Consider the following 25179-nt stretch of genomic DNA (forward strand, 5'->3'; position numbering starts at 1 on the left):
AACAGAAATCAAATCACAGTAGTTGAACGCAAGGGTAAATGGGATGCCACAGTTTGGGGATTAATAAAGTAAATTATCTTTATTAATTTGTATTAGAAGCTGATCTATCAATATTTGCTGAATGATAGGCTCATTTCCAAGTCCAGACAGAACGCAGTCTACTTTAAAACCTGCTGCAGTTAAAATAGAATATAAAGATTCCTGATGCTTGCCGGCCATGTCGTGAAAGACGTGATAGCCGGCAAGCATTAGTAATGGAATTAACCGTATATATTTTATGCCTCTTTTATGTAACATTGCAATAAAGTCACCTATATCCGAAAGAAAATCAAGAGTTAACACATAATAATTTATGTGATGATTATTATGAAAGTATGTCTCAAGTTCATTGTAATAAATACTGGATGAGTGGGAACTGCCATGCCCTAAGAATACAATTACCTCATCATCATTGTGAATTGGATATAGGGTTGCAAGGGAAGTAGAAATTGGGCCATAGCATTCTTTCGCAGCCAGTAATGGTTTGCAAATGTTGATCTCATTAAATAAATGTTGATGATCAGCCAGAGTTTGTTGCATTTTAAGAAAACTATGACCAGGCAGTAGGAATGTTGGTAGGACAAGAAGTGTAGTTATTTTATTATAATATAGCTGTTCCAGCACCTTAAAGAGAAAAGGCAGGCCCGTGGAATCCTTATCCTGTCCATGGCTAATGATTGCTGGATATACAGCATAGTCTTGTAAGGCTGATTTTAATTGTTTTTCTAGTGCTAAGATAAAGCTGTTACCGGTACTTAAAGAATTTTTACCATAACTTACAATTAGAATCGCTTTTTTTGATTGATGCAGATCCATAGTGATAGGGCTCCTTTCCTCTTAAAATGTCTTTTTAAATTAACCTATAAATTCTGCAAACAAATGAATGAATATCATCGAGGAAGCAGCAACAGCTAACCAAGTGCATCCACCAAGAATAATAGGCTTAATACCTTTCGTTAATAAATCTTTGAATTTGATCTTGAATCCCACGCCTGCTAATGCAATGGTAATAAATAATTTATAACCGGCTTTTAAGTATTTGTCCAGTCCGTTAACTAAATCGAATAAACCTACTGTATTAAAAATTGCCATTATTAAAAAGCCAAGGATAAACCATGGGAATACTTTTAATACAGTTTTTGAAATACTTGTTTGCTCCGCATTTGCAGAATTGTTCTTAGATTGTTGACGAACTGTGATGATAGTGAAGATTACTGCTAATGCAATGAGCATAGTAGTACGTGTAAGCTTTACTGTAATTGCTAGATTTAAGTCTAAACCATTTATTGCATTATATGTAGCTTCCGATGCTGCAACACTTGATGTATCATTGATTGCAGTGCCTGCAAGAAATCCAAATTGATTGGAAGTTAAATTAAGTGCACCTGCTAAGTATGGGTATACCAGAGCTGCCAATATATCAAAAAGAAAGATCGCTGTCATAGCGTAAGCAATCTCAGTTTCCTTTGCTTTAATAATAGAAGCGAGAGTAGCAATGGCCGTACCGCCGCAGATACAGGTTCCTCCACCAACTAAAGTGCAAGTATTCCAGGATTGTTTTAATTGTTTACCAACGAAATATGCTACTGTAAAGGATAAGCAGATATTTATAATAATTAATGGAAGCGCTTTCGCACCAAATCCTAAAATTTGAGCAAAATTGAGTGTTCCGCCTGCAAGGATGATACCTAAGTTTAAGCACTTTTTACCTGCAAAAGTTGTACCTTTTTTAAAGTCTTTGTCTATGCTAGGTAAGATGTTTACAAGAAGCATTCCGATAAATAGACCAATCATTGGTGCACCAATAATATTTTGAAGTTTTCCAAGATAAGTTGCTATGATTGCAATAACAACGCAAGTCCCAATCGCTAAGTAAGATTTTTTGTTCATCATTTGTAATGTCCCCTCAAAAGTAGTTAAATTTTTAACGATAAAGCCCGAAATAATAACCGATAGAGCTTTTACTCTATTCGGTTATTATAAAGCCTATATTAACAAGTTGCGCCGCCTACTAAGTGAAGTTTAGCGTCTAAGATTTCCTGTTTGCGGTCTAGTAAATCATTTGCGTATAACTGAGCTTGAACATTTTCAAAACCAATACGGGAAATTGTATCGGATAAACGTTCTCCGGTTTGTCCCTGCTCTCTATAGAGAAGAATTGTTTTTTCAATGATTGCTAAAGCTTCCTCTTTGCTGGTGAATACACGATCAAGAGAAATTCCGTGTGCTACTTTTTTACCCCATCTGCCACCTATGTAAATCTTGTATCCGCTTATGCCATCTTCGATGCAATCAAAATGACATTTACCGACGCAACGGCCACAGTTATTACAGACATCTTTATCAATCGTAGGAACACCATCTACTAACGTTGCAGCAGCCATAGGACATGATTCTACAACAGAACATTTTTTACAAGCATTACAATTATCTTCATCATAGTTAGGAATTAATTGACCGATAATGCCTAAGTCGTTTAAGTCTGGCTTTACACAGTTATTAGGGCAGCCGCCTACAGCAATTTTAAATTTATGAGGTAATTTTACGCTTGCATAGCCATTATAAAAACGTTCGTGAATTTCTTCTGAAAGTTCAAATGTGTCAATAAGACCATATTGGCAAGTGGTTCCTTTGCAAGATACAACCGGACGTACTTTTGAACCGGTACCGCCGGTAACAAGTCCTTCCTTTGCAATATATTCACGGAATTTCTCAATGTTATCGTAATGAACGCCTTGGCATTCAAGTGTTAATCTTGTTGTCATAGTAACGATACCGTTACCATAAATTTCAGATGCCTCAGATAAGCATTTGTTCTGAGCTGCAGTAATTTTACCATTTACAGTAATAATTCTTGCTGAAAAGTTATCAGTTCCCTTGTTTCTAAGAAACCCAAGGGCCTTTACTCTTTTTTCATCTTCTGCAGTTACTTTTAATTGTGTCATGTTTTTCCCTCCATAAAATTAGTTAACTTCTATCTATAACTCAATTGAATTAAATATAGATCCACCTTCAAGAACCAAAGTATTTGTATATCCGAAGTGTTTCAGGCGATTTTGTAATAAATAGGCTCTTTTACCTTTGGAACAGGCCAGTAATAGTTTATCATCCAATGAATAGTCCGCAACTTTGCCGGTAACCTTTGTTAAATCCATATAAGGAGCACCTGCAATGGATGGGGCAATAGAGGCATCAATTAATTTGATACCTTCAGCCTTACCAGCCTTGTAATCTGTTGGAGTGATACTATTAAAAGCACCACTTATTTTATTTAAAAGAACATTCACCGTATGGGATAATGGATGAATTGCTGTAGAGAATGGAGGTGCATACGCTAAATCCATGTTCTCGATATCTTCTAATGTTGCCTTCATCGTAAGGGCTGTAACTGCGATATCAATCATTTTATCAACGCTGCCTTTACCTAATACTTGAAGACCTAATAATTTCTTTGTAGTTTTATCAGCAATCATTTTTACTATAAAATAAGATGCCTGCGGATAGTAGTGTGCTTTATCATCCACTACAGTAACAACACTAACAGCATCATAGCCAGCCGCAATTGCCCCTGCTTCTGTTAAACCAGTTCTTCCAACATTAAGTTCTGGTAATTTACATACACCGGTTCCAAGTACACCGTGATAGGATATGCGGCCTCCGGCTATATTTCTGGCAGCAATACGACCTTCAATATTAGCGGATGAACCCATAGGGGACCAGGCGCTTTCTTTCGTTAATGCATTGGATACACAAGCACAGTCTCCAACTGCATAGATATCAGGATCGTTTGTCATAAGAAATTCATTTACCTTGATTGTCTGATTTTTCATGAATTCCAGACCAGTGTTTACAGCAAAGGATGTGTTAGCACGAATACCCATTGCAAGAATTACTGCATCACATTTGATAGCACGTTTTCCGGTTTGAACTTTCTCAACTTTCTCTTCACCAAGAATTGCTTCTAATCTGGTATTAGTCATTGCCATAATACTATGGTCAGCCAAGTGATTTTCAACATACTCTGCTAATTCAGGGTCAAAACCAGGTAAGATATGATCTGCCATATCCAGTACAGTAACGCGTACGCCTTGGAGGCTTAAGTTCTCAGCGACTTCAAGGCCAATAAAACCACCACCTACAACGACTGCACGTTTGATCTTTCCTGCTTCTACTGCTTCCCGAAGACCAATGGCATCTTCAGGAGTTCTCATGTAATATACGCCATCTAAATTAACACCATCAATCGTTGGTTTTATTGGGCTTGCACCGGAAGCAATCACTAACTTGTCATAGGAATATGTAGATTGTTCGTTTGTTGCCAGGTTCATTGCTTCTACAGTTTTTTGATCTCGGTTCATTTTGATAACTTCAGTCTCAGTCAATACTGTGACACCAGTTAACGCTGAAAAACTAGCTGGTGTGTTGACTATTAATTGCTCGCGTTGCTCGATTACGTTACCCACATAGTAAGGCAATCCACAACCAGCGTAGGAAATATCCTTGCTTTTGGTTAGAATCGTTACGTCATAGTCGCGGTTTTCACGTTTTAACTTTGCTGCAACCTTAGTACCTGCGGCAACGCCGCCAATAATTAAAATCTTCACAGCTACACCCCTTTGTTTATTTTTTAACATATGTTTAATATAGCACTTGTTTTAATATAATAAAAGTGATAATATCTTATCCAAGTCATAGGTAAAACCTATGATAGAAAATAAAATAGAGGTGATTCCATGACGATACGCCATTTGAGAATATTTAATGAAGTAGCACAAAGTGGGAAGATGAGCATTGCTGCGGCTAAGTTTTATGTATCCCAGCCAACCGTAAGTCAAGCGATTAAGGAGTTAGAAGATCATTATGGGGCGCTATTGTTTGAACGGTTATCGAAAAAACTATATATAACTGAAAAGGGAAGACAGTTGCTTTCATATTCTAAGCAGGTGGTAGAACAATTTGATTATTTAGAAAGTAAAATGTTTGAAGCAACTGGGTATCAAAAGCTTAAAGTTGGTTCAACGATTACAGTAGGAAGCTGTCTTACAAGTGATATATTGAATTCATATCAAGAGTTAAATAACGAAGTTGAAATCTATTCTTACATAAACAATACACATCATATCGAAGAGAAGATATTGAATTCTGAGTTAGATATTGGTCTTGTAGAGGGGAGAGTGAAGAGTCCGGATTTAGTGACGATACCTGCTGTAGACGATTACTTGGTTTTAGTATGTAGTGCTAATCACCCATTTGCAAAGAAAAAGAGCTTTACATCAAAGGATTTAGCCGGAGAAAAATTTGTAATGCGGGAAGAAGGCAGTGGAACACGAGAGCTATTTGAAAACTATTTAAAAGAACAGGGTGTATCCATAAATATCAGCATGGTTGCAAATTGTCCAACAGCAATGATCCGATCTGTGATTGATAATCATTGCCTGGCGGTACTATCCATTCGGCTTGCAAAAGAGCAGATTGAAAATGGCAGGATCGTTGTAATTAAAAATAGAGATACTACTTGGAATCGCTCTTTTAGTATTGTATATCATAAAAACAAATTTGTATCAAAGCAAATGGAAGAATTCATTGATCTGGTTAAAAAATATAAGTATGCAGAAATCTTCGATCGTTTGCTATAGTGATATAGGTAAATCTTATGATTGTCTTAGAAGATTCTTATTTGTATCAATATAGGTGCTGTGTTATGTTAAAAGTAACGATACTTGGAGTTTCGATTCTTAAGTAGAATGAAAAAGTGAGGATATAAAAATGAACATCAGCATGGTGGGGATTGACTATAATACCGCTGGTATCGAAGACAGAGAGCATGTTTCTCTAACATTTGAAAAACAATTAGAAATTGCAAAAGCAATAAAAGAGAGATATCACTCGAGCGGTTGTATCATAGTATCTACCTGCAATCGAACCGAAATCTGGTTTAGTGAATTAGGTACATCTGAAGTAGAATGCTTTAGTCAGCTAGTAATAGGAGAAAATGCCAAAGAGACTTTGCGTAGCTTTTGTGTTTGCAGGCAGGGGGATGAGGCAGTAAATTACTTAATGGAATTAGGTTGTGGTATTCACTCCCAGATATTTGGTGAAGATCAGATTTTAACTCAATTAAAACAAGCTCTGCAGCAAGCAAGAGAGTATCAATATATAGACTCCGTCTTAGAATGTTTATTTCGAATTGCTATTACAGCTGCAAAAAAAGCCAAAACAAATATTCAAATAGCAAAGAGCAATACTTCCCTGCCTCGTACAATTGTAGAACAGCTGGAAAAAGAACAGGGTGATTTAACAGGGAAATCTTGTTTAGTAATTGGTAATGGGGAAATGGGCCGTTTAATGGCTCAAAATTTATTAGAGAAGAAGTGTGAGGTGTGGATGACCCTTCGCCAATATAAAAAAAGTAAAGCAATCATACCGGAAGGCAGTGGAGTGGTATTATATGATGAGAGATATGAACATATTGCTGCTATGGACTATATTTTTAGTGCGACGAAAAGCCATCATTTTACCATAAATAGGAATACGTTTGAGAATAAAAGACGGAAAGGAAAGAATTATTATCTGATTGATATGGCAATCCCAAGAGATATCGAGCCAACGGTAGAAGAACTTGATGATGTAAGTGTATTCAATATGGATTACTTTACTCAGGAAGCAAATGGCAGAGAACAAGTATTAGAAGAAACAAGGGAACTGTTATCTGAGTATGCAGATGAATTTAAACAGTGGTATCAATTCCGAAATCTTGCATCAACGGTTGATGGCATCAGTGATATTGTTAGTGAAATTACAGATGCTAAGTTAACAAAAGTCTATAAATCAATTGATATATCGAAGGAACAACAAGAACTATTGCAATCTAATGTTCAAATGGCTACTAAAAAAGCAGTATCTAAGATTATATTCGGACTTCGTGATGTCTTACAGATTGACCAATGTGAAGAAGTTCTAAAAGCGTTGGAACAATCAGCAATGTACTGCGTTAAGTAAACAAGTCTTGTAATTACATAAGTTTTCGAATTAGGTGGGAGGAGAGATTTGAAGTTTCCAGTATTTATTGATTTACAGGATAGAAAGATTCTAGTGATTGGTGGAGGAAATATAGCTTTAAGAAGAATACAAACGTTGCTTCCGTTTGGCGGTGAGATAACGGTTATTTCACCTGACTTGCATGAAGGTTTACTCGATTTATTTCATAACCATCAGATTGGCTGGTTACAAAAACAATATGCAAAGGGTGATTGTAAGCAAGGATATATGGTTTTAGCATGCACCAATGATAGAAACGTTAATTATTCCGTTTATAAGGAAACAAAAGAAATGGACTGTTACCGTAATATTTGTGACTGTAAAGAAGAGAGTAATTTCTATTTTCCTGGTATTGCAAGTAAGGGAGAGATTGTAGTTGGAATAACAGCCAGCGGTACGAATCATCGTTTAGCAAAAAATGTGACAAGGAAAATACAACAGGAATTAGAGACAAATGCCTGGGAGACAAAGTTTTCAGATTATGGAAAGGCGTAATTATTAATATGAAAAAGAATAAAATTGTAGTGGGCAGTCGAGATAGTAAATTAGCTGTAATGCAGACTGAATTAGTAATGAAAGAGATTATGCGCTACAACCCGGATATAGAGCTAGAGTTAATTACGTTAAAGACTACCGGTGATTTAATATTAGATCAGAGCTTAGATAAGATTGGCGGAAAAGGCCTCTTTGTTAAGGAATTAGACCAAGCATTGCTAGATGGTAGAATTGATATTGCAATTCATAGCTTAAAGGATATGCCGATGGAAGAGAATGAAGAACTTCCAATTGTGGCGTTACCAAAGCGAGGGGATGCAAGAGATGTATTAGTGCTCCCAAAAGGATGTGAATTCGCAGAAAATGAAGATAAGGCTTTATACTATCAAAATATCGGTTCTTCTAGTGCAAGAAGAAAGTTACAAATAAAAAAAATAATTCCAGATGCGTGTACAAATATTGTTCGCGGAAATGTTATTACAAGACTGGCTAAATTAGATAGGGGAGAATATTCCTCTTTGATTTTAGCAGCAGCAGGGTTACAAAGAGTTGGATTACCCCAACGTATTAGTCACTATTTTTCGGCGGAAGAGATGATTCCGGCAGCAGGTCAAGGCATTCTTTCCATTCAAGCCAGAAGAGATTTAGATGTCGAATTCTTAAAATACATAAAGGATGTTAATACCACATATGCAGCCTTAGCAGAAAGAAGCTTTGTCCGCACTTTAGATGGAGGCTGTTCTTCTCCAATCGCAGCGCATGCAACGGTAGAAGGGGAATATATAAAGTTAATCGGCTTGTATTATAATGAGATAACTACAGAACATAGAGTTGCCGAAGTTGTAGACCGCAAGGAAAGAGCAGAAATAGTCGGAGAACATTTAGCATTACGCTTAAGGGGTGAGATTGGATGATGGCAGGAAAAGTGTGGTTAGTCGGCGCAGGACCATCGGATCCCGGATTGCTTACGATAAAAGGAAAAGATGTTTTAGAGCAAGCGGAAGTAGTGGTATATGATCAGTTGGTGGGACAAGGAATTCTTCAGATGATACCAAAGTCTGCTAAGAAGATAAATGTTGGAAAATATTCAGGAAATCATACGGTAGTACAAGAGCGTATTAATGAAATTCTGTTAGAAGAGGCTTTAGAGGGAAAAAAAGTAGTAAGGCTAAAAGGCGGTGATCCTTTCTTATTTGGCCGAGGGGGAGAGGAGCTTGAGTTGCTTTGTGAACATGGTATTCCTTATGAGATTGTACCAGGTATTACATCTGCGATTTCTGTACCTGCTTATGCAGGGATACCGGTGACTCACCGTGATTTTACCTCCTCTTTGCATATTATTACCGGACATAGAAAGAAAGGATGCCAGGAATCCATAGATTATAAAAGTTTAGCAGCGCTTGGAGAAACAACACTCGTGTTTTTGATGGGGGTTGCTGCATTATCTGATATTTGCAGAGGATTAATAGAAGCAGGAATGGCTGGAACAACTCCTGCAGCAATATTAGAACGTGGTACAACCGCAAAGCAGAGAAATGTTATTGCTACTATTGCTACTTTGCCAGAGGAAGCCATAAAGAAGAACATAGGAACACCTGGAATTATTGTAGTAGGCAAAGTGTGTTCTCTTTCTCAAACCTTTGCTTGGGCAGAGAAGAGACTGCTTAGCGGAGCAAGAGTGGTTGTAACAAGACCAAAAGATAAAGCATCCTCACTTGCAGCAAAGCTATATGATCTTGGAGCAGAGGTGGTCATGCTATCAGGAACTTCTGTAAAGCCAATTCCGGATAACACCCAATTGATAGAGGTACTTAATACAATCAAGGATTATAAATGGATTCTGTTTGGAAGTGAAGTAGCTGTAGATATATTTTTTGATCGTTTATTTCAACAGCATATAGATATTCGAAGCTTATGGAATTGTCATTTTGGAGCAGTAGGACCTGCTACCCGTAAGGCAATAGAGAAAAGAGGTATTCGTGTAACCTATATGCCAGAGAAATACTATGGAACGGAACTGGGAAAAGGAATTGCAGCAATGGCCCAGCCGGAAGACAAAGTGCTTGTATTAATACCCAATGAAACAGACAGCGAACTTGCTAATTATCTGTCTACTACAAATGTTCATATAAAGGCTGTTCCGGTGTACGATATTATTTATGAAGAGAATGAACAAGTATGTATCGAGGAAACAGATATTGTAACATTTACAAGTGCTTCAACAGTTCGCAGCTTTGTCAAAACAATGAAGGATATGGATTTTCATAAGGTTCAAGCAGTTTGCATTGGTGAGCTGACGGCGAAAGAAGCAGCATTGTATGGAATGAAAATTACAGTTGCAAAAGAAGCTACTATTGATAGTTTAATTGAAAGTGTTATAGAAATAAATATGAGGGGATCGTGTCACTGATTCGTACAATGACAATAAACATGCAAAGGAACTTGCTAAAATTATTAAGGATGGGAGAATTGGTTAATGACTAAATCAGAACAACTATTTGAACGAGCAGTAAAACATCTTCCAGGTGGAGTAAATAGTCCGGTAAGGGCATTTTTATCAGTAGGCGGAAGTCCCCGTTTTATTGAGTCGGCAGATGGGGCTTATATCTATGATGTAGATGGAAATAAATATATTGATTATATAAATTCATGGGGGCCGATGATTCTTGGTCATAATCATGAAGTTATCCGTAAGGCAGTGATAGAAGCAGCACAAAAAGGTTTAAGTTATGGTGCTGCTACAGAAGTTGAAGTTGAAATGGCAGAACTATTATGTGAAATAGTTCCATGCTTTGAAATGGTCCGAATGGTAAACTCAGGAACAGAAGCAGTAATGAGTGCCATTCGAGCTGCAAGAGGATATACAAGAAGAAGTAAAATTATTAAATTTGAAGGCTGTTATCATGGTCATAGCGATGGTTTATTAGTAAAAGCAGGGTCTGGAGTAATGGTTGCTGGAATTCCAGACAGTTTGGGAGTTCCAAGCAATATTGTAAAAGACACATTACAAGCAAAGTATAATGATCTGGATCGTGTTATCGAGTTATTTGAGCAGAATAAGGATGAAATCGCTGCGATTATTGTAGAGCCAGTGGCTGCCAATATGGGAGTTGTATTACCACAAGAGGGATTTTTGCAAGGTCTAAGAGAGTTATGTACGAAACATAGAGCACTTCTGATTTTTGACGAAGTGATTACAGGCTTTCGCCTTTCTTTAAGGGGAGCACAAGGCTATTATAATATCATGCCAGACTTAGCTACATTTGGAAAAATTATTGGTGGTGGTATGCCGGTGGGGTGCTATGGTGGACGACGCGAAATTATGGAAATGGTGGCACCAGTTGGTCCGGTATATCAAGCAGGAACCTTAAGTGGGAACCCGGTTGCTATGGCAGCAGGTATGGCACAGCTTAAGTATTTGAAGGAACATCCGGAGGTTTATACTAAGATTAATGAACTTGGAGAGTATTTTAGGAATGAGGTAGATAGGTTACTTGGCAGGTATAATATAAAGTGTCAAGTGACTGGGATAGGTTCACTAGCATGCTTTTTCTTTGCTAATTCTAAGGTTACGGATTATGAGACGGCAAAGATGGCAGATACGAAGGAATATGCAAGATATTTTAGATTTATGTTAGAACATGGAGTATATATAGCACCTGCTCAATTTGAGGCAATGTTCTTTTCTTATGCTCATACTCGTCAGGACGTTGAAGACACTCTTCTTGTTATTGAACAATATTTAAAGTCAATATGATAATAAAAAAGCAGAAATCCTGATGCACTTTTACAATGTTTTTACAAGACGATGCTTAACGTTATGATATAATTGGATTATAAAGGCTGGAAGGAGTATTCAATTATGAAATTAAGCAGAGAAGAGAAATCATGGATATTGGTTGATTGCGGCAATTCGGCTTACTCAATGGCTGTCACCACTGCATTACTGCCGATTATTTTCGGAATGTTTGACAATGTGAAATACAGCATGGATCTGGGGTATTTTAACTCCATTGCCAGTATTCTAGTGGCGGTTTTAAGTCCGGTTTTAGGTGCTGCCGCCGATTATAAAGATAAAAAGAAACGGTTTTTTGTATTCTTTACCTGTCTGGGTGTCCTTGCAACCGCTTCGCTGGCGTTTATTCCTCCCTCCAGCGGACAATGGCAGCTTTTAATTCTTTTTTTTATCTTATCGGCAATTGGATTTTCAGGATCCAATATTTTCTATGATGCATTTATCGTTGATGTTACCAGTGATGAGAGAATGGATAAGATTTCTTCCCTTGGTTTTGCGTTCGGCTATATATCCAGTGTCATACCTTTTGGCATCAGTCTGGTGCTCATATTTCTTTTGGGGATGGACAAGTCAATCGGATATCAGATTGGATTTATCATTACTGCTTTATGGTGGGGACTCTTGACTTTCCCGATGATAAAAAATGTAAAACAGATTCATTATGTGGAACCCGAACAACATCCGGTAAGAAACAGTTTTAAAAGACTGGCGGCAACGTTTAAACAAATCAGGCAGTATAAAACCGTATTCTACTTCCTTGGTGCATATTTTTTCTATATTGATGGTGTGGATACCATAATTAAAATGGTAGTTCCTTATGCCACCGCTGTCCTCGGAAACTATACACTGGATACATTCTCATTGCTGGGAATCTTACTGATTATACAGCTGATCGCCTTTCCCTGTGCCATTTTATATGGAAACCTGGCGAAAAGGTTTTCTGCCAGAACCATGATTATCATCGGTATAATTACTTATATAATTACCTGTATTGCTGCATTTTTTTTAGATTCCCTGTGGCATATTTTCATTCTTGGAGCCATGATCGGTTCTGCACAGGGAGGGATTCAGGCCCTAAGCCGGTCCTATTATGCAAAGATTATTCCCAAGGAAAAATCCAATGAATTTTTTGGATTTTATAATATATTCGGCAAATTCTCAGCCATTATTGGTCCAACGCTGATGTCCCTTACAACAGCCATTACCGGCAATGCCAGATGGAGTATTTTGGGAATTATTCCTCTTTTTTTAATTGGATTAGTTATTTTTATAACACTTCCTAAAGAACAAAAATAAGATGAAAGATAATGGAGCTGGAAAAATGAGCAACGGAAAAGCAAAGCATTTGGTAGTGATCTCCTATGATGCATTTTCAGAAGATAACTGGGAAAAGGCAAGTCGGCTTCCCAACCTTTCCCGATTAATAAAAAGCGGAGCGTTCAGTACAAAATTAAAAAGTGTCTATCCGACTCTTACCTATGTAGTGCATACCACTATGGTGACCGGCGTTTATCCTGATAAGCATGGAATCTATCATAATACCCCTCTCCAGCCTTTTATTGATGAAGAAGAACAGGCGTGGTTCTGGTTTAAAAAGGATATTAAGGCACCTGCTGTGTATGATGCTTTGAGAAATTGTGAAATGAAATCAGCCGGAATCCTTTGGCCTGTTACCGGAAAGGCCTCCATTCGCTATAATCTTCCGGAGATAAAGGCAATCGGACGTGAGAATCAAGCGCTTAAGATCTTAAAAAGCGGAAGTCCATTTTTTTGCATGGGGCTTGAGAAAAAATATGGAAAGTCAAGAAAAGGGATTGAACAGCCTTACCTGGATGATTTTACAGCCATGTGCGGAAAAGATACCATTCTAAGCAAAAAACCGGAACTTCTGATGATGCATTTCATTGAACTGGACGATGCGAAGCATCATTATGGGACAGACAGTCCTGAGATTGACAAGGTTCTGATCCGGATGGATGAAAGAATCGGTAAGATTATCGAGGCAGTTCGGGAAGCAGGCATTTTTGAGGAAACGGTTTTTCTGGTGTTGGGAGATCATGGGCAGAAAAATGTAAGGTACAAGGTGAAGCTGAATCAATTGTTAAAAGAAGAAGGCCTTATTTATGAAGAAAAAGGGAAAATGTTTTGGAGAGCCTATATACAGTCTGCAGGAGGGTCTGCCTATTTGCACTTAAAGGAAAATGACGAGGATGCGAAGCATCGTGTACTACAGATTCTTCTAAAAGCGGCAGAAGAGAAGAACTTAGGTATTGAGAGGATCTATACCAGAGAAGAACTGGAACGTTTTCATGCGTTCCCGGTTTCGGGGTATATGCTGGAAGCAAAGACTGGTTACTGTTTTGATGACAGCCTTACCGGGTCCCTTGTGACTGACTTGGAGAAAGAGAATAGAAAGTATGCAACTCATGGGTATTCTCCAGAGAAACCAGAGTATCGATGTGGCTTTGTAGTATCAGGAAATTGTATTAAGAAAGAATACCAGTTGGGAGAAATCCAGATGGTAGATATAGCTCCTACGGTTGCAGCAATTCTTGGCATTGATTTCGGTCCTTGTGACGGCAGAGTGTTGGATGAGATATTCAGAATTAATACGAAATCGTAAACCTGGGAAGAAGTATGCCTTTTCGGCATTATTTTTACTCGCTCAAGGCGTGTGGAGTGACGATGGCTCAGCCCCAAAATTTTATATTTAGAAGCTCGATATAGCTGGTTGAGAACTGCCGCCTGATTGTGGAAAACAAACAGCGAAAGTTGTCCAGACGTGGATAGTGCATCATCCTATAGCCCGGAGGCCTGATAAAACCATGCAAAAATTGCAACTTAAGAAAAATACTCCAACTTTCAAACCTTGATTGAAAGTTGGAGTTAATTTTGTAAAACGTTTCCGTTACCTGATAATGCTGTTCACCCACCTGATATACAGAAAGACAGGATATATGCGAATTTCACGGCTATGAATTTCATCACACATTCTGAAATTACTGAAAAAGTAGTTATTGCGTATCGCTGGAATCAGTAGTATAGGAATATGTTTCTTCCGGATAGTAGGTCATATCCCTGTTGTCAGTCATTTTCTCCGGAGAGAAATCCTGGACATCCATGGAACGGAACCAGAAGGGTAGATTGGACAGGTTGAATCCGGCCGGGATTAAGATTACCTGACCTTCTCTCAGATTGCCGGGAGTTAAGCCGCGATTCAGAGCCATAATGGTATCTACGGTGGTGCAGTATCGATGAGCAAGAAGCCATAACGTATCATTTCTCTGAACGACATGGGTTCGAAGACCTTCTGGACAGCGGCTCGGTGGAGTTGGAACCGGAGGACGGGGAGCTCTTCTTGCCGGGACGCAAATGGTCTGCCCCACTGTTAAGTTCTGTGGATTTAACCCTGGATTTGCCGCTCTAATAGCAGCAACGGAAGTATAATAACGTTGTGCAATCATCCATAGTGTATCACCGCGTCTAATGGTATAAGGAAACAGTCCTTGAGGACAAGTAGCCATAATATTACTGCCTTTCAATAAAACAATTTGTCTTATGTTATGCTTAGAAAACGGAAAAGTACCTGTCATTCTTGGCCAAATTTCAATTTATTTGACGGACAGGACTCCATTCGATGGGAGGTCATATCCTGCTAGATGAAATTGATTTAGTACAAAATAAAAACATGGTAATATTTTTTTGCCCAAGCTATTATGATAATACCAATATAATAATTCAAAAAAGCTTACCAGCCATTACCTGTCTCATGAGCCATGAATCATGAGTTTGTTAACAGGCAAATGACTGCAGGCAGTCTGGAGGACATATGGTATTAACTGAGGACTTAATTGGTAAAGGATTTTCCTTACAAGATACGGTTGAAAATGACATGGAAAAATACTTAGATATAAAAAGGACCTGCCATAAGAAATACATAGATGAATACAATGATGGCTGGATCGATGATATACAAATTATATTAAACACAGCTGGTTTTCATAGAATGTTAACGTATAGTTGCTTCAAAAAGATACTGCGATCCAATACAATAATTGGCTTTTTCGCATTTAATGAACTACCGGATAAGATTTGTGAGATATCCCTTTACCTCACCGGACCTGCTCAGATGAAAGGGATAGAAGCATTTTATCTAAAGCATATTACGACCCTTTCCAAACAAGTAAACAAACCGATATTTTTATATGTTTATAAATCCGATCCAGTTCAAGAAGTATATAAACAATTCGGATTTAAAATATATGACCAATCAAGAGCACAATATATAATGAGTTTTAATCAAGGTGATACAAATGATATAAATAAATCATATGATACCAGAAGCTACATGAACCGCCTTTTTATAAATGGATAGAAAGAAAAGGATATCGAAAAGTGTAAATAAAAAACAGCCAGCCTTTTATATTAAAAACAAATATTAAAGGCTGGCTGTTATCGGTAAATTCCTTATTCACTGCATTTCATGCCACGATTCCCACCTAATGAGATCCATCAAAGCAGACGCAAGAAGCTCCTCTGCTTGGTTGGCGGTTTCTAACGGGGGAATATCTCCGGCGGAATCGCGCTCACAAAAGGCTTGCCGTTTGAGCTTCTTATATGTTCTTCTTTTGCTTTATTTATAATCTCAGGGTTCTCCAAAAGATCAGGAGCGGTCATTGCAATGATCTTTCCGGCAGTGATCATTCCCTTATGTGCAATGCATGATTTACCGGTGGCAACCAGCTCACATCCCCTATGCCTGTTACAGAGATTAAAAAATGACTGGCTGAATCTGTTTCCCGTCTAAAGCATATTCCAGCGTATCTGCAATGAGTTCCGTGTGCGCAATCATGGAATTGGGCTTTTTTACCGGGTCATCCTGACCAAAGGGAACAAAATAGATATTTTTTACATTAAACAATTCACCCACATTCTTAAAATTAATTCCAAGGGCGTCATTGGTGGAGAGAGAGATCACCAGGGGTTTGGAATTTCTTAAGTGTGCTTTGGCTGCCATGAGTACTGGGGTATCCGTGATGCCGTTGGCCAGCTTAGCCAGGGTATTACCGGTACAGGGGGCGATGATCAGGATATCCAGATAGCCTCTGGGGCCGATAGGCTCCGCTTCCTCCAGGTTCAGGATGGGCTTATTACCTGTCATGGCTGAGATCCGCTTCATGTATTCCCCGGTATCTCCGAAACGGGAATCCGTTGTCTGCACATTGGTGGAAAAGATCGGGTATATATCGGCTCCTTTGTCAACCAAAACCTTTATTTCTTTTTCTATTTTATCAAAAGTACAAAAGGACCCGGTGATTGCCAGGCCTACTTTCATTCCTTCCAGCTTCATATGACACTCCTTTATGACAGAGATTTAACAATTGCTTCGTATAAAATTTCCGCAGATGACTGGGGAGCGTAGATTCCAGGCAGTCCCAGGCTAAGCTTGGCACGGATATTCTGCTGCTTGCAGAAATCAAAATCAACGCCGCCGGGGGCGGATGCGATATCAATGATCGTTACGTCCGGATTCATGGAGCGGATCAGATCTTTTTCAATGACAAGGGCTGGGATGGTGTTAAAGATAAACTCATAATCCCCTATAACCGGGGACAGGTCGCAAAGTGCTCTGGCATGAAATCCCATGGAGGCCGCCTGGACAAGCTGTATTTCCTTTCGGCCGGCAATGGTTACTTCAGCATCCAAGCCCTTTAATTTCAGTGCCAGGGTTTTTGCACACCGGCCAAAGCCGGTCACAAGACATTTGCTTTTGTGAAGGCAGCCGGGACTTAACCGAATGGCTTCGGCAATGGCGCCTTCTGCGGTCGCAATGGTATTTTTTACGATGATATCCTCCATGTCCATATAGTCAAAACATGCAATGCCGTTTTCCCTGGCATATTCCTTTACATAGGCAGGAATGCTTCCGCCGAAAAGGGTATGGTCCGAGGTTAAAAGGTTTAACAGATTCCCGATACCAAGATCAGTCATGCTGTTATCGGAAACCAGGTTGATTTTGTCCCTGGTAAATGGGATGGGGCAAAGTATGACATTGCTGTTTTTTATAGCTTCTTCCATGGAAAATGAGGAATCCTCACTGCTATTGTGAAGGGTTGTTTGAAAGCCGTTTTTGGTTAATATCTGGTTTAAATAAAGCTGCCTGGAATCGCCGCCTAAAAGAAGAAAATTATACATATGGTCATCACTCCTTATAATGGTTTATATGATGAAAAAAATGATTTGTGTATGGTACCAATAGGGGATGTTTGTCATACTTTTGTTAGTATGAACCTCTAATTTTGGGAATGAGTGCCTATGAAAGATGCGATTTTTAAAGGCTCAGCGGTAGCCATCGTTACGCCTATGGATAGCCATGGAAACCTGGATTTTAAGGCAATGGAAAAATTGCTGAAATTTCAGCTGGAAAATGGCACGGATGCCATTGTGGTCAATGGGACCACGGGGGAATCCGCTACGTTGGAAGAAAAGGAAAAGCTGGAACTGATCGAATTTGTGGTGCATTATGTAAATCATCGGGTCCCCGTGATCATGGGAACCGGAAGCAACTGTACGTCCCACGCCGTGCGCTTGTCCCGAAAGGCCCAGTCCTTAGGGGCGTCCGCACTTTTGCAGGTGACTCCGTACTATAACAAAACCTCCCAGCATGGGCTGGTGGAGCATTTTACGGCAGTGGCAGACAGCGTGGAGATCCCCATCATACTTTATAATGTCCCGACCCGTACCGGGGTTAATATTAGTCCGGAAACCTATTTAAAGCTTTCGGAACACCCTAATATCCGGGCTGTTAAGGAGGCAGGAGGAAATATTTCCAGTATTGCAAAAACTGCTGCTCTCTGTGGTGACAGGCTTGACCTTTATTCAGGGAATGATGACCAGATTGTACCCATCCTTTCTCTGGGGGGCAAGGGCGTGATCTCTGTTTTAGCCAATATCATGCCATTTGAAACTCATATGATATGTCAGTACTTTTTTGAAGGTGAAATGGAAAAGAGCAGGAATATGCAGCTGGAGCTGCTTGCTATGATGAATGCCCTGTTTATGGACGTAAATCCTGTGCCGGTTAAGGCGGCTCTTTCCCTTCTGGAACTGTGTGAGGAAAGCTACAGGCTTCCTCTTACCTGTATGAAGGATAAGGATAAAGAGACGTTAAAGCAGGTCATGAAATCTTATTTCCCGCATTTACAGGATAGAAGTCTGTAAGGGTAAGTATAAAGATTTTGTTATAATTTCAAATTATAATAAGGAATCATAAAAAAATGCCCGGTAAATCGTTGGATTACCGGGCATCTTTTTATACCTATGTATTGTTTATGCTGTTTTTTGGTCTAGCAGAAAATCGGACAAAGAGTCCAAAATTTCTTTGTGATCACTGTTATAAATAATAAGCTCCAAATCGGCATCCGGACAAATGGTCATAAGGCCGAGGATGGACTTGGCATCAATGATAACACTTCCTTTGCATAAATCCATATCACAGTCAAACTGACTGACTGTTTTGACGAATGTTGTCACTTCGTCAATACTTCCTAAGCGGATAGGGTATCTTTTCATGTGGATCACCTCGTAAAAAAGATGGTTATATTATAATGAAATTCCAAGCTGATTATATGTAATATGTAACAAATAAGCCATGTCGAAATTTGTATAAAAACCGTCCTTTCTTGCAAATAATGAGGAGATGGTGGTATAATAGTCCGGGGAAAAGCATTAGAATTTGTCATTTGGAGGGAAATATGAAAAAAGAACTTCTGGAATATTTAAGGAGCGCATCAGTAGGCAATAATGATATAAGGAGAGGCCTGGCTGATGGGGATGCTGCTATGGGCCAGAGAAAGCTGATGGACATGTGCTGCCAGCCTCACGAGGTTCCGATTCCGGATCATTGCCATAATTATATAGAGCTGGTTTATATGTGCAGCGGATCTACGGTTCATGTGATCAATGGCAGTAGTATTGTTCGGCTGGATACCAATGATCTTCTGCTCATAAAGCAGGGGACAAGACATGCCGTTGAACCTGCAGGCAGGGAGGATATTGCTGTACATTTCACTCTGCTGCCGGAATTTTTCTTCCATCTGGAGCTGACAGTAGAGGACGGAGGTGTTCTGCGCCGCTTTTTTACCGGGGCTCCATCAGGAAAGCATTCTGTGGCGGATTACCTTCATTTTCATTTGCAGGATATGCTGCCTGCGAAGAATCTGCTGGAGAATATGATCTGGTCGCTCATGGAAGATAAAAAGGGCAGAGAGGAAATTAATCAGGCTACCATGGGAATACTGATCATGGAGCTGTTTCATAATGTAGATAAGGCAGAATTGCATGATATAGCCCAATATGAGGAAAAGATCGCAATGACTGCATATCAATATTTAGAGAACAACTATCCAACCGCAACCTTAGAAGAATTTTCTACCCTGTCCATGCAGCCGTCGTATTATATCAGCCGTTTGTTTAAACGGCATTATCAAGTGACATTTACGGAATGCCTGCAGCTAATCCGGATGATGAGGGCGGCAAATTATCTTACCTCCACGTCGAAGCCAGTGGAAGAGATCATTGCAGAAGTGGGTTATGAAAACAACAGTTATTTTCACCGGTTGTTTAAAGAACGGTATGGTCTGACGCCCAAGCAGTACAGGGATATGACCAAGAACCAATTCTGAAAATATTATGAAATATTTACCAGGGACATTGACTTTCAGCCAATACGTTATTATAGTTAAGGCAAAGTGAAAAGAGGCGGCAGATACAGGATGAGTGGATTTAGAGAACGTTTTGCGCGTTTTATGATCGGAAGATACGGTATGGACAGGCTGGGACAGTTTTTAAACGCCGTAGCTTGTGTTTTTCTTGCGGCCGGATTGTTCAGCCGGAGTAGTTGGGTGAACATTGCGGCTTTGGTTTTTTTATTTTTATGCTATTTTCGTGTGTTTTCAAAAAATATCGGAAAGCGTTTCGAAGAAAACCAGAAGTTTGAACGCATTTGGTTTCGAATCTCGGAAGTATTCCGAAAATGGCGTTTTAAGCTTCAGCAAGGCAGGAAATATCATATTTACAAATGCCCAAATTGCAGGCAGAAAATCAGGATTCCCAGGGGAAAAGGGAAGATCAGCATTCATTGTCCAAAATGCGGCATCGATTTTATAAAAAAAAGTTAGCAGTAATTATAGAAGGGAACGACTATGAATTTACAATTTAAGCCGATAGAGGCAGAGGACATAAAGAAAATAACGCCTTTTTATGCCTTACGGCCCAACAGAACCTGCGACAGTGTATATTTAGACAGTTTTATCTGGAGAAATTATTACCATGTGAAGTATGCCATAAGTGATGATAAGGCATTGTTGTTTTTGATGGAAAAGGACGGAGAGCCATTTTCTGCAATGCCTATGTGCAGGGAAGAGGATCTTCCTCATTATTTTCAGGAAATGGTAGATTATTTTAATCAGGTTTTAAAAAAGCCTCTTCGCATCTATCTTGCGGATGAAGAGGCAATTAATTTCTTAAAGCTGGATCCAGAAAAGTTTGAGGTCACAGAACAGGAAGACTTAAAGGATTATCTTTATGATGGAGATGCCATGAGAACTCTGGCAGGGAAAAAGCTCCATAAGAAGAAAAATCATTTAAACTCATTTTTAAGGGAATATGAGGGCAGGTATGAGTACCGGACCCTTTGCTGTTCGGATCGGGATAATGTGCTGGAATTTCTGGATGAATGGTGGGAGAATAAGGTGGAAGCCGCAGAATTCGTCCGGCAGCTGGATTATGAAGTAATGGGCATCCATGATATTTTGAAGAACTGTTCTATGCTTAACGTAAGGATGGCAGGCGTATATATCGATGGAACTTTAAAGGCCTTTACCATCGGCACTTACAATCCTTTTGAAAACATGGCAGTCATACACATTGAAAAGGCTGACCCAAATGTGAAAGGGCTTTACCAGTTTATTAACCAGCAGTTTTTGATTCACGCATTCCCGGAAAACCCGGTGCTTATCAACCGGGAGGATGATGTTGGAATGGAAGGCCTTCGAAAGGCCAAAATGTCTTATTACCCCATTGACTTTGCTAGGAAATACGGAGTCGTTCAGAAGGGCTTTTAATTATGATACGGTATTTGAAGCAGGAAGAAAAAGGCGAGAGCCGGGCGTTGTGGGAAAAGGTTTTTTCTGAAGATTCCCAGAGCTTTATAGATTATTATTATTCGGACAGGGTACGGAAGAATAAGATTCTCACTGCCTGGAACGAGGACCGGGTGGTAGCCATGCTGCACCGCAATCCTTATGAGGTGGTGGTCAAGGACCGTTTATGGAAGATTGATTACATTGCCGGTGTTGCTACGGATCCGGATTGCCGCCATCAGGGATATATGAGGCGGCTTTTGAGCCGTTGTTTTTCCGATATGTATATGGAGCGGATGGGATTTTGCTTTCTGGTGCCCGCTAATCCGGCGATTTACTTCCCTTTTGATTTTACCTATATCTGTGATCTTCCGGAAGTGGCGCTGAGCGAAAAAGGACGGATGCACCTTAGCCGCCGTGCTTTTGTGGAGCGGTCGGATGAATGCAGGGAAGCTGCAAGATTTGTGGGAAGGCAGTTGGAAAAGAAGTATGAGGTCTATGCACTCAGGGATGAGGAATATTATTTAAACTTAAGCAGGGAAGTCAGAAGCGACAGAGGAGATCTGATTCTTCTTTTCACACGGGATGAGAGAGAAAGACTGGCCGGTGTGTGGGCTTATTATGGAGAGACAGCGGAAAATCAGCGGGAGCTTATTTGCCTGCCTGATTTTATAAAGAAAACAGGTCCCTTAAAGCCGGCTGTCATGGGCAGGATCATTCATCTGGAACAGTTTGTTTCCGTGATACGTTTAAAAGAGGAGTGCCCCATCAGCGAGATGGAACTGTTGATTGAGGTAAAGGATGACTTTATCCGTCAGAATGACGGAGTGTTCCGGTGGAAGCTGGGGCAGGACGGTTCCTCCCTTATTCCGGTTAAAGATGGATCCGGGATCAAACCTCATTTGTCCATGGGGATCAGCGAAATGACCTCCTGGCTGTTTGGATATAGTATGCCGACGGTGCCTGAGGACAGAAGATCTCTGGTTGAACGGATCAGGCCTTTAAAGGGAGTCTTTTTTGACGAAATTACTTAAAAGTTTTCGTTTAAAGGAGTATGAAGCAGGTTGGTTTTGGCGGGTTCGCTTGAATCCGCCTTATATTTTAGAAAAAAACGGCATCGGAAATCGATGCTGGGCAAAGCATAAAAAATAAATAAGAGGTGAAACAGGTATGTATCAGGCAGCAGAAGACAGATATGAGAAAATGGAATACAAGCGTTGCGGAAGAAGCGGAGTGTTACTTCCCATGGTGTCCCTGGGTCTATGGCAGAATTTTGGCATGGAAAAGCCTTTACAGGAGCAGCGGGAGATTCTTTTAAGGGCATTTGACATGGGAATCACCCATTTTGATCTGGCCAATAACTACGGTTCTCCGGCATTAGGAAAAGCGGAGGAGAATTTCGGAGAGATTTTAAAAAGCGATCTGGGAAAATACAGGGATGAGCTGCTTATTTCCACCAAGGCCGGATTTGATATGTGGCCGGGACCGTATGGAAACTGGGGCTCCAGAAAGTACTTAATGGCCAGCCTGGATCAAAGCTTAAAACGGATGGGGCTGGAATATGTGGACATTTTCTATCACCACAGGCCGGATCCGGGGACCCCATTAGAGGAAACCATGGGAGCACTGGCTGATATTGTGAAGCAGGGAAAGGCACTTTATGTGGGAATCTCCAATTACGGAGATCAGGAAGCAAGAGATGCGGTTCTTATGTTAAAAGAAATGGGAGTTCCATGCCTGATCGATCAGCCAAGATATAACATGTTTGAAAGAGGGGCGGAAGATGGACTGTTTTCCACTCTGCTTGAAAATGGCGTAGGCTGCATCTGCTACAGTCCTCTGGCCCAGGGAGCCCTGACTGACAAATACTTAAAGGGCATTCCTCAGGAATCCAGAGCGGCAAGGCAGGGGACGACCGTAGGCGGGCGTTATCTGTCAGAGGAGAAGCTGGATCAGATAAGGCAGTTAAATGAACTGGCCCTGGAGCGGGGACAGACACTTGCCCGTATGGCTCTTTCCTGGGTACTTCGGGAAGAGGCGGTGACTTCCGTTCTGATCGGAGCCAGCAGTGTGAAACAATTGGAGGACAGTACGGCTTGTCTTGATAATCTTAAATTTACACAAGAAGAATTGGATAAGATTGATTCTATTTTAAAATAACCAGGCAGCAGGGGAAATTTATCATGGACGGAAGGGGCAGGCGAAGGATATGAATTACGAGGTTGGAGATATTGTGAAACTTAAAAAGCCCCATCCCTGCGGAAGCCAGGAGTGGGAAATATTGAGAGTCGGTGCGGATTTTCGATTAAAATGCATGGGCTGCAGCCATCAGGTCATGGTGCCGAGAAAGCTGGTGGAGAAGAACACCAGGGGCTTAAAAGGGCAGGATGGTCTGCCAAAGACCTAAAATACTGGAAATCAAAGGAAAAAGTTCAGGAAAATGAGAAAAGGACTTGCTTTTGTCAGATGTTTCCGGTATAATATTAATCCGTGACATATAGATTCCTTGCTCCTGAAACTGAAAGCAGGGGCCAGAGACCACAAGGAGGTAAAGAAGCATGAACAAGTATGAGTTAACCGTTGTTCTTAACGCAAAGCTCGAGGATGAAGAGAGAGCTGCAGCCATCGAAAAAGTGACAGGTTATATCACTCGTTTCGGCGGTGCTGTAACAAACGTTGATGAATGGGGTAAGAAGAGATTAGCTTACGAGATTCAGAAAATGAAAGAAGGATTCTACTACTTCATCAAATTTGATGGCGATTCCACAACTCCCAACGAGTTGGAAGCACACATTCGTATTATGGAGCCTGTCATCAGATACTTATGCGTAAGACAAGAGGCATAATAGATAAAGAAAGCGTGATCGTATGAACAAAGTAATCCTTATGGGCAGATTGACCCGTGATCCAGAAGTAAGATATTCCCAGGGAGAGCGTGCTATGGCAATCGCAAGGTATACCCTTGCAGTTGACCGCAGAAGCCGCAGGAATCAGGACGGCAATGAGCAGACGGCCGATTTTATCAATTGCGTTGCATTTGACAGAGCAGGTGAGTTTGCGGAGAAATATTTCCGTCAGGGCATGAGAGTACTGATTTCCGGAAGGATCCAGACTGGAAGTTATACGAATAAAGACGGCATTAAGGTTTATACAACAGATATCGTTGTAGAAGATCAGGAATTCGCAGATAGCAAGGGCGGAGCTCCCGGAGAAGGCGGCGGCGGTTATCAGCCAGTCTCCAGACCGGCACCCTCCAGTGCAATCGGCGATGGATTTATGAATATTCCGGATGGAGTCGAAGACGAAGGGCTTCCATTCAACTAAATCTAACAGGAGGTAGTACCAATGGCATATAATAGGAATGATAAACCTGATGGCGCTAAGTTCAAAAGAGGCGGCATGCGCAGAAGAAAAAAAGTATGCGTATTCTGCGGAGAGAAGAACGGCGTTATTGATTACAAGGATGTAAATAAATTAAAAAGATATGTGTCTGAGAGAGGAAAAATCCTTCCTAGACGTATCACAGGCAACTGTGCAAAGCATCAGAGAGCGCTTACTGTTGCAATTAAGAGAGCAAGACATATCGCTCTTATGCCTTACACAATGGAGTAAATCCTTATTTTATAAGGATTTGTGAGTAGGGTAAGGGAGTTTTACTCAAAATTTACT

Annotated in this window: 28 protein-coding genes; 19 read left to right on the forward strand and 9 right to left on the reverse strand. The window is 40.2% G+C overall.

Annotated features, from left to right (window positions below):
* Positions 1–60: 60 nt before the first annotated feature.
* The 4 genes from BMX69_RS20875 to BMX69_RS24840 all read right to left on the reverse strand — a co-directional run bounded on the left by BMX69_RS20875 (position 61) and on the right by BMX69_RS24840 (position 4673).
* On the reverse strand, positions 61–855 hold the full coding sequence (locus tag BMX69_RS20875) for a sirohydrochlorin cobaltochelatase (RefSeq protein WP_054791064.1): 795 nt from the start codon (positions 853–855) through the stop codon (positions 61–63).
* A 39-nt stretch (positions 856–894) separates the two neighbouring features.
* A complete protein-coding gene (locus BMX69_RS20880) occupies positions 895–1932 on the reverse strand; it encodes a YeiH family protein (RefSeq protein WP_242941311.1) in 1038 nt (345 codons plus the stop codon).
* Between the two features lie 98 nt (positions 1933–2030).
* Positions 2031–2984 (reverse strand): (4Fe-4S)-binding protein, encoded by a 954-nt coding sequence (locus tag BMX69_RS24835; protein WP_100043407.1) that lies wholly within the window; start codon positions 2982–2984, stop codon positions 2031–2033.
* Between the two features lie 33 nt (positions 2985–3017).
* The gene (locus BMX69_RS24840; protein ID WP_330387504.1) at positions 3018–4673 is read right to left on the reverse strand and encodes an FAD-dependent oxidoreductase; all 1656 of its coding nucleotides are present in this window, start codon (positions 4671–4673) and stop codon (positions 3018–3020) included.
* Between the two features lie 99 nt (positions 4674–4772).
* Between BMX69_RS24840 and BMX69_RS20895 the strand changes: the two genes are divergently transcribed.
* From BMX69_RS20895 to BMX69_RS20930, 8 genes are all read left to right on the forward strand, one after another.
* The gene (locus BMX69_RS20895; RefSeq protein ID WP_100043409.1) at positions 4773–5675 is read left to right on the forward strand and encodes a LysR family transcriptional regulator; all 903 of its coding nucleotides are present in this window, start codon (positions 4773–4775) and stop codon (positions 5673–5675) included.
* A 130-nt stretch (positions 5676–5805) separates the two neighbouring features.
* The gene (gene hemA / locus BMX69_RS20900) at positions 5806–7038 is read left to right on the forward strand and encodes a glutamyl-tRNA reductase (protein WP_100043410.1); all 1233 of its coding nucleotides are present in this window, start codon (positions 5806–5808) and stop codon (positions 7036–7038) included.
* 48 nt (positions 7039–7086) lie between these two features.
* Entirely contained in the window at positions 7087–7572 is a 486-nt protein-coding gene (locus BMX69_RS20905) for a precorrin-2 dehydrogenase/sirohydrochlorin ferrochelatase family protein (protein ID WP_100043411.1), read from the forward strand.
* 8 nt (positions 7573–7580) lie between these two features.
* Positions 7581–8486 (forward strand): hydroxymethylbilane synthase, encoded by a 906-nt coding sequence (gene hemC / locus BMX69_RS20910; protein WP_054791077.1) that lies wholly within the window; start codon positions 7581–7583, stop codon positions 8484–8486.
* Positions 8483–9982 carry a uroporphyrinogen-III C-methyltransferase gene (gene cobA / locus BMX69_RS20915; protein WP_100043412.1) on the forward strand — a complete coding sequence of 500 codons (1500 nt, stop codon included), beginning with the start codon at positions 8483–8485 and terminating at the stop codon, positions 9980–9982. The genes hemC and cobA overlap by 4 nt, the downstream gene beginning before the upstream one ends.
* Before the next feature lie 66 nt (positions 9983–10048).
* Complete coding sequence (gene hemL, locus BMX69_RS20920) at positions 10049–11329, forward strand: glutamate-1-semialdehyde 2,1-aminomutase (protein WP_054791062.1); 1281 nt, start codon at positions 10049–10051, stop codon at positions 11327–11329.
* 105 nt (positions 11330–11434) lie between these two features.
* Entirely contained in the window at positions 11435–12664 is a 1230-nt protein-coding gene (locus BMX69_RS20925; RefSeq protein ID WP_100043413.1) for an MFS transporter, read from the forward strand.
* Positions 12665–12689: 25 nt separating this feature from the next.
* Positions 12690–13991 carry an alkaline phosphatase family protein gene (locus BMX69_RS20930; protein WP_100043914.1) on the forward strand — a complete coding sequence of 434 codons (1302 nt, stop codon included), beginning with the start codon at positions 12690–12692 and terminating at the stop codon, positions 13989–13991.
* A gap of 391 nt (positions 13992–14382) precedes the next feature.
* Here BMX69_RS20930 and BMX69_RS20935 read toward each other — a convergent pair whose 3' ends face one another.
* A complete protein-coding gene (locus BMX69_RS20935; protein WP_197678680.1) occupies positions 14383–14832 on the reverse strand; it encodes a LysM peptidoglycan-binding domain-containing protein in 450 nt (149 codons plus the stop codon).
* 365 nt (positions 14833–15197) lie between these two features.
* On the opposite strand from BMX69_RS20935, the gene BMX69_RS20940 reads away from it, so the two are divergent.
* A complete protein-coding gene (locus tag BMX69_RS20940) occupies positions 15198–15743 on the forward strand; it encodes a hypothetical protein (RefSeq protein ID WP_100043415.1) in 546 nt (181 codons plus the stop codon).
* 179 nt (positions 15744–15922) lie between these two features.
* Here BMX69_RS20940 and BMX69_RS24535 read toward each other — a convergent pair whose 3' ends face one another.
* From BMX69_RS24535 to dpsA, 3 genes are all read right to left on the reverse strand, one after another.
* A complete protein-coding gene (locus BMX69_RS24535) occupies positions 15923–16072 on the reverse strand; it encodes an amidohydrolase (RefSeq protein WP_166433217.1) in 150 nt (49 codons plus the stop codon).
* A 67-nt stretch (positions 16073–16139) separates the two neighbouring features.
* Positions 16140–16718 carry a dipicolinate synthase subunit B gene (locus BMX69_RS20945; RefSeq protein WP_025230955.1) on the reverse strand — a complete coding sequence of 193 codons (579 nt, stop codon included), beginning with the start codon at positions 16716–16718 and terminating at the stop codon, positions 16140–16142.
* 11 nt (positions 16719–16729) lie between these two features.
* Complete coding sequence (dpsA, locus tag BMX69_RS20950; RefSeq protein WP_100043416.1) at positions 16730–17563, reverse strand: dipicolinate synthase subunit DpsA; 834 nt, start codon at positions 17561–17563, stop codon at positions 16730–16732.
* Positions 17564–17683: 120 nt separating this feature from the next.
* Between dpsA and dapA the strand changes: the two genes are divergently transcribed.
* Positions 17684–18589, forward strand: a complete 906-nt coding sequence (dapA, locus tag BMX69_RS20955; RefSeq protein WP_100043417.1) for a 4-hydroxy-tetrahydrodipicolinate synthase — start codon at positions 17684–17686, stop codon at positions 18587–18589.
* A 108-nt stretch (positions 18590–18697) separates the two neighbouring features.
* Here dapA and BMX69_RS20960 read toward each other — a convergent pair whose 3' ends face one another.
* Complete coding sequence (locus BMX69_RS20960) at positions 18698–18940, reverse strand: HPr family phosphocarrier protein (RefSeq protein ID WP_100043418.1); 243 nt, start codon at positions 18938–18940, stop codon at positions 18698–18700.
* Positions 18941–19122: 182 nt separating this feature from the next.
* Between BMX69_RS20960 and BMX69_RS20965 the strand changes: the two genes are divergently transcribed.
* The 9 genes from BMX69_RS20965 (at position 19123) to rpsR (ending at position 25122) form a co-directional block, all read left to right on the forward strand.
* Complete coding sequence (locus BMX69_RS20965) at positions 19123–20052, forward strand: AraC family transcriptional regulator (RefSeq protein ID WP_160117890.1); 930 nt, start codon at positions 19123–19125, stop codon at positions 20050–20052.
* A gap of 90 nt (positions 20053–20142) precedes the next feature.
* Positions 20143–20547 carry a hypothetical protein gene (locus tag BMX69_RS20970; RefSeq protein ID WP_100043420.1) on the forward strand — a complete coding sequence of 135 codons (405 nt, stop codon included), beginning with the start codon at positions 20143–20145 and terminating at the stop codon, positions 20545–20547.
* 24 nt (positions 20548–20571) lie between these two features.
* A complete protein-coding gene (locus tag BMX69_RS20975; protein WP_100043421.1) occupies positions 20572–21492 on the forward strand; it encodes a DUF2156 domain-containing protein in 921 nt (306 codons plus the stop codon).
* 2 nt (positions 21493–21494) lie between these two features.
* On the forward strand, positions 21495–22544 hold the full coding sequence (locus tag BMX69_RS20980) for a GNAT family N-acetyltransferase (RefSeq protein ID WP_100043422.1): 1050 nt from the start codon (positions 21495–21497) through the stop codon (positions 22542–22544).
* Between the two features lie 136 nt (positions 22545–22680).
* Positions 22681–23670, forward strand: coding sequence for an aldo/keto reductase (locus tag BMX69_RS20985; protein WP_054791055.1), 990 nt, complete (start codon positions 22681–22683; stop codon positions 23668–23670).
* Positions 23671–23719: 49 nt separating this feature from the next.
* Positions 23720–23917 carry a DUF951 domain-containing protein gene (locus BMX69_RS20990; protein WP_025230965.1) on the forward strand — a complete coding sequence of 66 codons (198 nt, stop codon included), beginning with the start codon at positions 23720–23722 and terminating at the stop codon, positions 23915–23917.
* A 151-nt stretch (positions 23918–24068) separates the two neighbouring features.
* On the forward strand, positions 24069–24356 hold the full coding sequence (rpsF, locus tag BMX69_RS20995) for a 30S ribosomal protein S6 (RefSeq protein ID WP_054791054.1): 288 nt from the start codon (positions 24069–24071) through the stop codon (positions 24354–24356).
* A 22-nt stretch (positions 24357–24378) separates the two neighbouring features.
* Positions 24379–24834: a single-stranded DNA-binding protein gene (locus BMX69_RS21000; protein WP_054791053.1), complete on the forward strand. Its 456-nt coding sequence runs from the start codon at positions 24379–24381 to the stop codon at positions 24832–24834.
* A gap of 21 nt (positions 24835–24855) precedes the next feature.
* A complete protein-coding gene (rpsR, locus tag BMX69_RS21005; protein ID WP_025230968.1) occupies positions 24856–25122 on the forward strand; it encodes a 30S ribosomal protein S18 in 267 nt (88 codons plus the stop codon).
* Positions 25123–25179: the final 57 nt, after the last annotated feature.

This window comes from Lacrimispora sphenoides JCM 1415 (assembly GCF_900105615.1).
GTDB classification, from domain to species: Bacteria; Bacillota; Clostridia; order Lachnospirales; family Lachnospiraceae; genus Lacrimispora; species Lacrimispora sphenoides.